Source organism: Alcanivorax sp. HI0083 (assembly GCF_001635175.1).
Genome location: NZ_LWFX01001095.1, coordinates 1 through 6,082, shown reverse-complemented (window position 1 = coordinate 6,082; position 6,082 = coordinate 1). Strand labels below are relative to the sequence as shown.

At 58.7% G+C, this 6,082-nt stretch carries 11 protein-coding genes; 4 read left to right on the top strand and 7 right to left on the bottom strand.

Features of this window, described 5'->3' with window-relative positions:
- The 7 genes from A3754_RS26185 to A3754_RS14845 all read right to left on the bottom strand — a co-directional run.
- A partial coding sequence (locus A3754_RS26185) for a DUF1456 family protein (RefSeq protein ID WP_156497010.1) occupies positions 1-91 on the bottom strand: 91 nt, incomplete at its 3' end.
- 104 nt (positions 92-195) lie between these two features.
- The gene (locus A3754_RS14870; RefSeq protein WP_063520322.1) at positions 196-513 is read right to left on the bottom strand and encodes a multidrug efflux SMR transporter; all 318 of its coding nucleotides are present in this window, start codon (positions 511-513) and stop codon (positions 196-198) included.
- Positions 514-632: 119 nt separating this feature from the next.
- Positions 633-1,223 carry a carboxypeptidase-like regulatory domain-containing protein gene (locus tag A3754_RS14865; protein ID WP_231880641.1) on the bottom strand — a complete coding sequence of 197 codons (591 nt, stop codon included), beginning with the start codon at positions 1,221-1,223 and terminating at the stop codon, positions 633-635.
- Entirely contained in the window at positions 1,220-1,843 is a 624-nt protein-coding gene (locus tag A3754_RS14860; protein WP_063520321.1) for a hypothetical protein, read from the bottom strand. The genes A3754_RS14865 and A3754_RS14860 overlap by 4 nt, the downstream gene beginning before the upstream one ends.
- Positions 1,844-1,902: 59 nt before the next feature.
- Positions 1,903-2,370 (bottom strand): CYTH domain-containing protein, encoded by a 468-nt coding sequence (locus tag A3754_RS14855; protein WP_063520320.1) that lies wholly within the window; start codon positions 2,368-2,370, stop codon positions 1,903-1,905.
- Positions 2,371-2,483: 113 nt separating this feature from the next.
- Positions 2,484-2,921: a DUF4279 domain-containing protein gene (locus tag A3754_RS14850; RefSeq protein WP_063520319.1), complete on the bottom strand. Its 438-nt coding sequence runs from the start codon at positions 2,919-2,921 to the stop codon at positions 2,484-2,486.
- The gene (locus tag A3754_RS14845; RefSeq protein WP_063520318.1) at positions 2,921-3,493 is read right to left on the bottom strand and encodes a lipocalin family protein; all 573 of its coding nucleotides are present in this window, start codon (positions 3,491-3,493) and stop codon (positions 2,921-2,923) included. Before A3754_RS14845 ends, A3754_RS14850 begins: the two co-directional genes overlap by 1 nt.
- A gap of 110 nt (positions 3,494-3,603) precedes the next feature.
- Between A3754_RS14845 and ccmA the strand changes: the two genes are divergently transcribed.
- From ccmA to ccmD, 4 genes are all read left to right on the top strand, one after another.
- A complete protein-coding gene (gene ccmA, locus A3754_RS14840; RefSeq protein ID WP_082872355.1) occupies positions 3,604-4,257 on the top strand; it encodes a cytochrome c biogenesis heme-transporting ATPase CcmA in 654 nt (217 codons plus the stop codon).
- A complete protein-coding gene (gene ccmB / locus A3754_RS14835; RefSeq protein WP_063520317.1) occupies positions 4,254-4,922 on the top strand; it encodes a heme exporter protein CcmB in 669 nt (222 codons plus the stop codon). The genes ccmA and ccmB overlap by 4 nt, the downstream gene beginning before the upstream one ends.
- A 61-nt stretch (positions 4,923-4,983) precedes the next feature.
- Positions 4,984-5,742, top strand: a complete 759-nt coding sequence (gene ccmC / locus A3754_RS14830) for a heme ABC transporter permease CcmC (protein WP_007148604.1) — start codon at positions 4,984-4,986, stop codon at positions 5,740-5,742.
- Position 5,743: 1 nt separating this feature from the next.
- Complete coding sequence (gene ccmD, locus A3754_RS14825; RefSeq protein ID WP_063520316.1) at positions 5,744-5,998, top strand: heme exporter protein CcmD; 255 nt, start codon at positions 5,744-5,746, stop codon at positions 5,996-5,998.
- Positions 5,999-6,082 lie beyond the last annotated feature (84 nt).

The window sequence follows — 6,082 nt, the reverse complement described above, 5'->3', positions numbered from 1 at the left end:
TTTCGCCGGCTTCGGCGAAGACGCCGATCATGCGGGTGTCGTCGAAATCGAAGATGTACCGGGTGCGGCGGAGGACGTCGTTATTGAGCATGCGGGACCTGTGGTGAGGGAAACGGAGGGGCGTGACCGCCATGGTTCAAGCGTAATAGTACAGGGAACCGATGGCGGGGACACGTCTGCATGTCCGCAGAAGGCTCAGGGAGAAAAAATTTTCAGCCCCACAATACCGACCAGGATCAGCCCCAGACACAGTAACCGTGGGGCGTTAACCGCATCCTGGAACAGCAGAATACCCAGTAGCACGGTGCCGACGGTGCCGATGCCGGTCCACACCGCGTAGGCGGTGCCCACGGGCAAGGTCTGCATGGCTTTTGCCAATAGCCAGAAACTGGCGATCATGCCGATGAGGGTAAGCAGTGAGGGAAGCGGGCGGGTAAAGCCGTGACTGGACTTCAAACCCAGCGCCCAGCCAGTTTCAATAATGCCTGCAAGAATAACCAGGGCCCATGCCATGACGTGTCTCCTGTCATGGGGTCGTCCCCGTTATGTAATTGATGCGCTGGCGGTGATTGCCGGGGTCGTCCCTGGCATCCATTGGTGTCCAGTATAGCTCCTCAGACCCATGGGCGGAATCAGGGTTCCTGTGGGGCGAGAATTTTCTCGATGTGCTCGGGATCGTGGCAGAGCGTGAGCAGGGCGTCCTGGAAGGGGCGCTGTGCTTCCTCGTCGAAATGTTGCTGTATCCACTGCCTGAGCTGCTGCTGGTAATGGAAGTAGGGGCAGTTTTGCACCGGTGTGGTTTTTATATGGGCGAACAGCGGTACGGTGATTTCCCGGTGCTGTTCACCGGTTGGGGGTGCGATGGTGCGGGTTTCGGCCACGGCGTCGGGGTAGTCCGGGTGGCGGATTGTCCACTTGTCCGAGGCCAGATAGCTGGCCGGCATGGCCATATGGAAACCGATATGGGAGCTGCCGGGGAGGGTAAATTCCCCTTGCGCATTGCTGGTGGCAGTGCGCGGTGGTTCAGGGTCATCGGGGGAAACAATCAGGCTGATGGTGGCGCCGCTGATCGGGGCGCCGGTGTCGCCATCGATGACTGTGCCGCTGACGGGCTGGGCGTCCCACATCCGTTGAATCGTGGGAATGCAGCCGGTCAGTAGCAGGGCAAGCGCTGCTCCAGCCAGCGGGTAGACGAGTGCCTTCTTTGTGGATGACCTGATCATGGCACGGTCTCTATCAGACTGGAGAGAAAGGTATCCGTTTGTTCTGGAAAATAACCGCTGGCCAGGCCTAGCAAAATGAGCGCCCACAGGCTGATGCCCAGCAAGATCCAGATACCGTTGGCGAGCGTCAGTCGATTATTGAGCAGGCCCTGTTCATCCCCCTGGGACAGGTTGATGGCTTTTTGTGCCTTGAACAGGACGGCCCAGGTGACGGGCAGAAGCGCCAGTGAAATCAGGTCCAGAATGCCAAAGGTTTCCATGTTGGCGGCGGCCCGGTCAGACACGGTGCTGATCAGGTAAGAGAGAATATACAGGGTCGCCATGGTGGCCACCGGTAACGGTTTTGCCTTTCCTTCGCTTTCGTCATTGATGGTTTTCACCAGCGAGCCAAAGAAAAATACGCTGAACAGGGCACGTGCTATGGGCTGCACTTTTTTCTGCCGGGTGTCTTTTTGGTTCTGCCAGTTCCGGAAATTCCAGTAGACGTCATAGATACCCAGGGTCGCCCAGAAAAGCAGATTGAACTTCCAGGGAGCGACAACATAGAGCGCCAAACCCGAGGTGTCTGATTCCGGTGTGATGATCTCGCTGTCCGGTGCCTGGTAAAGGTTGGATTCCATTCGCTGTTCCCCCCGCATTCGCGCTTGCCGATGGTATTTTTGGATAACGCTGGCTGTGATTACGGCCAGTTCTTGTAGGGTGTGGTGCTTAGCGCGCTGTTGTAATAACGGCTGTCACCGGTGACCTCTTCCCCCAGCCAGGCCGGTTTTTCAAAAGACGTGCCTTCACTGGGCAGTTCGATTTCTGCCACGATCAGTCCGTCGTTATCGCCGTGAAACACATCAATCTCCCAGCACAGGTCGCCTTGTGGCAACCGGTAACGGGTTTTGTCGATGACGCCGGCGCCGCACAGCTCGGTGAGCATCTGGCGGGCATCCGCCAGCGGAATGGGGTATTCGAATTCACTGCGGGTGGCGCCCACGGTTTTGCCCTTGATGGTTAGCCAGGCGGTGTCGCCGGTGGTGCGAATTCGTACGGTGGCGTTCTTGTCGTGGCTCAGGTAGCCCTGGGTGAGCCGTTCCCCGGCCAGGGTATCGATAATGCTTATGTCACTGACTTTAAATTTGCGCTCAATTTCCGTTGCCATGGCTAGCTGCCTGAATAGTTGTCTAATGCATGGCAAGCGTAACACTGGCCAATAGCACTTCCCCATCATTTGTCGCCACACGGTTCATGTTGACGGCGATTCATTGATGGGGGCTATGCCGAATTATTCAGGTCTATGCNCAGTTGATCAAAGCTGATGTCAAAACCCAGTGCCTTGTAGCCGTCGATGATTTCATCAGGCAGATAAAACGTCGGGTCGTCCATAAAGAAGTACTGTGACACCCCGATGCCGTAACGATAGTGTGTTTCCCACAGGCTGTTATCCGGGTCGGGGTTGTCCAGGACAGACAGTTGCGGCGCCAGGCGCTGCAACTTGTAGAGCAACTTTTCAAAATGGTCCCGGTGGCTGACGGTGTGATCCAGCTGGCTGGAGAGAATCCAGCGATTTTCCTGGCGCAGGGCCTCGGGGACCGCATCGCTGTAGCTCTCGCCTTCGCGCCAGTAGTCGTCCGCACTTTGCCCCAGCAGCAGGTCCAGCTGCTGGGGATCGTGGTCAAAGCCGAATACAGCGAAATAGACGTGATGTTCCATTATGGCTTACCCGGGCGCAGGGTGCGGTTGCGTTCCAGTTGATCCACCGGAAAGCCCTTGTCCTCGGCCACCTGCACCAGTGCCTGGTACTGGTCATCGTTGAGTTCCGGCTGGCGCGCCAGTATCCACAGATATTCACGGCTGGGCTCGCCGATCACTACGGTCTGGTAGTCCTTGTCCAGGGCGATAATCCAGTAGTTGCCTTCGGTAATGGTGGGGATTAGTTTCGATACCCAGTTATCAAAGCGCACTTTCAGTTTGGCATTGCCGGAATCGGGGACAATGCGAGCGGTGCCTTCGGCTTCACTGGGTTCGTCGCCTTCGCGCTGGCAACGGTTTACCACCTTCAGGGTGCCATCGTCATTGGGGCTGTAGGTGGCGGTGGAGTCGTAGCAGCCGCGCTGAAACCATTGCGGCAGACGGGCGATTTCATACCAGGTGCCCGCATAGCGTTGCAGGTCCACCTGATCCACCGTGGCCAGAGGTTTGTCGCCGCCACAGGCGGCCAGTACCCCGCTGATCAGCACGATAGACAGGAATCGGGTGGTACGGGCAGTGTGGGTCACGAACATGAATGTCTCCTTTTGGGCGGCAACGCCTACAGGCTATCGGCTTCTTGCTGGCGATCAAGCCCGTTTTGAACTGTCGTGCTATACTTTTGCGCTGTTTTAGGGAGCCCGATTTGAGCCAGCCATTCACCCATTCTGATGCCGAAATCGCCCCCCGGCTTGTGCTGGAGCAGCTCAGCTGTGAGCGCGATGACCGGCTGTTGTTCAGTGGTTTGAGCCTGACTGCATCGGCCGGTGAAATCTGGCAGATCACCGGTGCCAACGGTGCCGGCAAAACCACGTTGTTACGCATTCTGGTGGGGCTGCACGGCTTCTATGAAGGCGTATGCCAATGGTGGCAGCCTCAGTGGCAACAGGAATTACTCTACCTGGGGCACCAGCCAGGAGTACGTGAAGAGCTCAACCCTCTGGAAAATTTGCGTTACGCCTGTGCGCTGAGCGAGCAGGGGGGCGACCCTATGGCGGCGCTGGCGGCGGTGGGTCTGCAAGGTTTTGAAGACGTGCCGGCGGCGCACTTGTCTGCCGGGCAAAAGCGCCGTATTGCCCTGGCGCGCCTGTGGCTGGACCACAAGGCGGTGTGGGTGCTGGATGAGCCTTATACCGCTATTGATCAGGATGGGGTGGCGGCGCTGGACCAGCAGATCCAGCAGGCGGCCCAGGCCGGCGCGTTGGTGATCTATACCTCCCACCATCAGGTGGGCGATGGCGTGCGGCGGCTGCACCTGGCCCACGGGCAGGCAGAAGTGACGGCAGAGGGGCTGGCATGAGCGTGTTTCGTGCGGCCCTGTCCCGGGAGTTATTGGTGCTGTGGCGTAGCCCGGCAGAAATCATCAATCCGCTGTTTTTCTTTGTCATGGTGATCAGCCTGTTTCCGTTGGCTATTTCGCCGAAACCGGAACTGCTGGCGCTGGTGGCCCCTGGCGTACTCTGGGTGGCGGCGTTGCTGGCGGTGATGCTGTCGCTGGATGGCCTTTTCCGGCGCGACCAGGAAAGTGGGGTGCTGGAATTGTTGCTCACCGCGCCGGTGATGGCGGTGGTGCCAGTAAGTGCCAAGCTGCTGGCGCACTGGCTGCTGACCGGTTTGCCGCTGGTGCTGATCTCCCCGGTGTTGGCGCACATGCTGCAGCTGCCCGATGCGGTGCTGGCTACGGTGATGCTGAGTTTGTTGCTGGGCACCCCGGCGCTGACCATTATCGGCGCCATCGGCGCGGCCCTCACCGTGGGCCTGAACCGGGGTGGTATTCTGTTGGCGGTGCTGGTGCTGCCGCTGTACATTCCGGTGCTGATTTTTGGCGCGGGAGCGGTGAGTGCCGCAGTCGACGGCGGTGCGGTGAATGGCATTCTGGCCATTCTTGGGGCGTTGCTGGCGCTGGCGGTGAGCCTGGGGCCGCTGGCGGTGGCCGCTGGCCTGAAGATCAGTTCCGGGAATTAAGCGCACCTTTTTCCGGTGGGAAAGAGGGCGTTATTGAAGATAGGTGAAGGTAGGTGTCGGAATGGTTTGGCAAACGATAAAACGCTGGTACCACATGCTCGGTTCGCCGCGTTATTTCTATACGTTCAGTTCTGCGCTACTGCCGTGGCTGACGCCCATTGCGCTGCTGGTGTTTACCGTGGGCATCGTCTGGGGGCTGGCGTTTGCCCCCAGTGATTATCAGCAGGGCAACAGTTACCGGATCATCTTTATTCATGTGCCTGCGTCCAGCGGTGCGTTGATGGGCTACATGGCCATGGGCGTGGCGGGCCTGGTGGCCGTGGTCTGGCGAATGAAAATGGCCGAAGTGATGATGAAGGCCATTGCCCCTTTCGGTGCGGCCCTGGCGGCCATTTCCCTGGCCACTGGCGCGCTGTGGGGCAAGCCCACCTGGGGCACCTACTGGCAGTGGGATGCCCGCATGACCTCCATGCTGATCTTGCTGTTCATGTATGTGGGTGTGATTGCCCTGCAGAACGTTATCAGAGACCCGCGCCAGGCCGCCCGTGCCGCCGGTTTGTTGGCCATGGTGGGGGTGATCAATGTGATCATCGTCAAATACTCGGTGGAATGGGTGCAGACCCTGCACCAGGGCTCCACCCTGAAACTGGTGGGTGAATCCACCATCAATCCGGCCATGAAATACCCACTGCTAATCAGCATGCTGGGAACCTGGCTGCTGTATGCGGTCAATGTACTGGTGCGAGCACGCACGGAAGTGGTGTGGCGCGAGCGGCGCAGCAAATGGGTTCGCAAGCTGGTCAAGGGCGGGGGGCAATAGCATGTATTTCGATAGCTTTGCCGATTTCCTGGCCATGGGGAAACACGGTTTTTATGTCTGGAGCGCCTACGGAATCAGTGCGTTCCTGATTATTGCCAGCATGGTGCTGGCGATGCGCGGGCAGGGACAGGTGCGCCAAACGCTGGCGCGGCAGTGGCGACTTGAGGCTCTGGCAGAAGAGCAGGCTCAGGAAAAGCAGCGCCGCCAGCAACACACTGAGCAAAAACCTGAGGTAGATGATGAATCCGGTACGTAAGCAGCGTCTTTTGGTGGTACTCGCCGTTCTGGTCGGGCTGGGCATCGCCTGCGGCCTGATGTTTTATGCGCTGCGTCAGAACAT